Consider the following 510-nt stretch of genomic DNA (forward strand, 5'->3'; position numbering starts at 1 on the left):
CGTCTGCGGCGATCTGGTCCGGCGTCACCGGCAGATAGGGCGACATGGACGGCGTGTGCACCGAGCCGGTGACGGCGCAGGTGATGATGACTTTTCGCGGTGCCATTCTTACCCCTGGCCTCCGACCGGCAGGTCGAGCTCGGCGGCCAGAACCTCCAGCGAGTCACCGATGATGGAGATGATCTCGCCGACCTGCTCGGCCGTGACGATCATCGGTGGCGCGACCATGAAATTGTCGCCGTCGACGCCGCCCTTGACCCTGCGGCCATAGATGATCAGCCCGCGTTCATAGGCGAGGTCGAGCAGCCGCTGCGTGGCTTTCTTGTTCTGGTCGATCGGTTTTAGGGTCTCGGGATCGGCGACCATCTGGGCGCCGGTGAGCAGGCCCTTGCCACGCACGTCGGCAAGGAACGGAAACCGCTTCGCCAGGCCTTTAAGCCCGTCCATCAGCACATCGCCCATGGCTGCCGCATTGGCGATCAGGTCGAGCCGGTCCATTTCGCCGAGCAC

2 protein-coding genes are annotated in these 510 nt (G+C 64.5%); both read right to left on the reverse strand.

Annotated features, from left to right (window positions below; all coding sequences use genetic code 11):
* The coding region (locus EN969_RS34630) for a 3-keto-5-aminohexanoate cleavage protein (protein ID WP_164758821.1) at positions 1–106 on the reverse strand (106 nt) is incomplete at its 3' end.
* Positions 107–108: 2 nt separating this feature from the next.
* Positions 109–510 (reverse strand): aminotransferase class III-fold pyridoxal phosphate-dependent enzyme (locus tag EN969_RS34635; RefSeq protein WP_164758822.1); only part of this gene is annotated, 402 nt, incomplete at its 5' end.

It is taken from the genome of Mesorhizobium sp. M7A.F.Ca.CA.003.01.2.1, from assembly GCF_003998945.1.
Lineage (GTDB): Bacteria > Pseudomonadota > Alphaproteobacteria > Rhizobiales > Rhizobiaceae > Mesorhizobium > Mesorhizobium ciceri.